The following is a 2,488-nucleotide window of genomic DNA, read 5'->3' on the forward strand; positions in this document are numbered from 1 at the left end:
GATCAATGACGACCACGATATGAAGAGGGCCCCGATCGGGGCCCTCTTCATATCGTTAGGCCCGCTTCAACAGTGGCCTGCTTTTACTCCGCCCCGGTGGTCTGGAATCTGACCGCCGTTGACAACATTGTCCAGACGCGGATAGGCGGACGGGTGCGGACGATCACGATAGGCCCTGCCTCGGTCATCACACGGCATCAGGCGGTGATGGTCGCGCGCCAGGTCATCGCCCACGCCCGCGTCGGGCATGATCCGGCGACTGCGCGCCAGCGCATTCGCGGTGCTCCGCGAATGGACGATTTCATTGCGGAGTATTGGGAGAAGTGCGCGCCGACCTGGAAACCGTCGACCCAAGAGACGGCAGGCGGTTACCGCCGATGTCATATCGATGGGGCGTTCCCGGATGCTTATGTCGACAGCCTTAGTGAAGCCGAAGTCATCAAGTGGTTTGTCGCTCTGACCGACCGGTCCGGTCCCGGCGCGGCCAACCGTTGCCTTGAAATCCTGCGCGCTGCGTTCAACAAGGCCGAAAAGTGGGGTTATAGGGTCGAGAACACCAATCCGTGCCTCGCGGTGCGGCAGAACAAGCGCAACCATCGCACCCGCTTTCTATCCGACGATGAACTTGTCAGGGTTGGTGCAATGCTCGCCGAGGCGCGGAGTAGTGATGATCGGACCCTTCACGCCCGCGCCAGCGCCATCCTGCTGCTAATTCTAACGGGGTGCCGCGTTAGCGAGGTTCTCGGTCTTCATTGGACCGACCTCAAAGGGAAGCGCTTGTTGCTGCGGGATACGAAGACCGGACCCCGCACCGTGTGGCTTGGTGATGAAGCACGGGAGATACTCGTCTCAATCCCCCGCGCGGCGAAGCAACCCTGGATCTTTTGGAACTGGCGGTATGCAAGCCCGATCAAATCAGTTCAGGACCTGTGGGCGCAAGTCCGGGCTCAGGCAAAGCTGCGTGACGTACGGCTGCACGACCTTCGTCACACGTTCGCCAGCCATGCGGTGATGGGCAAGGAGAACCTGCCGATGATCGGCAAGCTGCTCGGCCATGCGCTGGTCGCATCGACTGCCCGCTACGCGCATTTCGACGATGACCACCTACTGGAAGCTACCGAGACGATTGGCGCGGCCATCGAGCGCGCGATGCTGACAGGCAGTTTGTGATACTTCCCCCTTCAGCGTACAATCGGGTCGAGAACAAGGCCGCTGTTGGTGCCAGTGAGCCGGTGGTGGAGTTGATAAGCTTCATTTTCAGTCAGCGAAGCTACGCAATCAGCTGCAAGCCGTGCCGGCTTATCATCGCTGTTATCTTCCCAAATGTACCGCAGCCGACTAGGAAAGAGCTTCAGATTATCGGCCTTGCCCTCTTTCAGGAAGATTTCAAACAGATCGCGAATAATGCGCTTTTGGCCGTATTGTTGAGCATGCAGCGCTGGCAGGCCAATCACATAGTGACGCGCGAAATATTTTAGGAGCCGGACCTCATCTGCGGCATCCGTTTCGATGATAACAGCTGGCCCTGACAGTGTGTCATTGAGCCGTGCCGCCCTTACGTAGTTGCCAATCAGGGTCGAACAAAAGTTCCGGACCTGGCGGCGCTGCTCGCGTGCACCGTCATAGACCTCTTGCGTCACTGCTGGGAACATCCGAAGCTTGCGCTTAATTCGCTCTAAAGCTTTGTCCATTCTGGCTCGCGCGTCAGCTGGCACGCTTGGGTCCTTTTCCCAGACCGTGACAGCCCCGCGAACGACGCGGTCTTTCAGATCTTCTGACACCACTTCATTCCATGGAATGATCCCAACCCTGTGAAAATCTTCCAAGTCGTGCACGGAATAGGCGATGTCGTCTGCCCAATCCATCAGTTCTGCCTCGGCGGTTTTGAAGCCGTCCCGGCAGCCTTCGCGCACCCACTCGAATTGTTTGCGCTCACAAGCGTACGCTGACCACTTGCTGGTCTTTTTGGCGTCGCTCTTGTCCCGCAGCCATGGATATTTCAGAGTTGCAGCTAGCGTCGCCCTAGTCAGGTCGAGTCCCGGGCTGTCTTTCCCATACCGCACTGCGAGTTTGGTCAAAATGCGGAAAGTCTGAGCGTTGCCTTCGTAACCGTCGGCATCTGCATCTTCAGCTTTCCCGCCGCAGATTGTGGGGTCGCATACGATGTTGTCGAGCTCAGATTCCGCCGCATGCCCAAATGGCGGGTGACCTAAGTCGTGGGCCAGGCAAGCCGCCTCGACCACTTCGGGATGCAGTCCATGAAGCGCCGCCGCATCGGCCTGCTTTCGCAACCGATGCTCGGCCAAGCGTCTTCCAATTTGCGCAACTTTGTATGTGTGTTGCTGCCTAGTGTGGAAAATATCTAAGGCCTGTGGACAATTAGGGGATTCCCTTTTCCGCGCAGATCGGATTCAAGACTGGCGAAGGGAGCGCCATCTTGGATCGACACGGATTAAGCGACGAGCAGTGGGAGCGGGTCCGTCCGTTT

At 58.2% G+C, this 2,488-nt stretch carries 2 protein-coding genes; one reads left to right on the forward strand and one right to left on the reverse strand.

What is annotated here, in order from left to right:
• The first annotated feature begins 153 nt into the window (after positions 1–153).
• Positions 154–1,170 carry a site-specific integrase gene (locus KRZ98_RS24680; RefSeq protein WP_217674978.1) on the forward strand — a complete coding sequence of 339 codons (1,017 nt, stop codon included), beginning with the start codon at positions 154–156 and terminating at the stop codon, positions 1,168–1,170.
• 11 nt (positions 1,171–1,181) lie between these two features.
• Here KRZ98_RS24680 and KRZ98_RS19820 read toward each other — a convergent pair whose 3' ends face one another.
• Positions 1,182–2,411: a dGTP triphosphohydrolase gene (locus KRZ98_RS19820; RefSeq protein ID WP_217674979.1), complete on the reverse strand. Its 1,230-nt coding sequence runs from the start codon at positions 2,409–2,411 to the stop codon at positions 1,182–1,184.
• Between the last annotated feature and the right edge of the window lie 77 nt (positions 2,412–2,488).

This window comes from Sphingobium sp. AS12, from assembly GCF_019097845.1.
GTDB lineage: Bacteria > Pseudomonadota > Alphaproteobacteria > Sphingomonadales > Sphingomonadaceae > Sphingobium.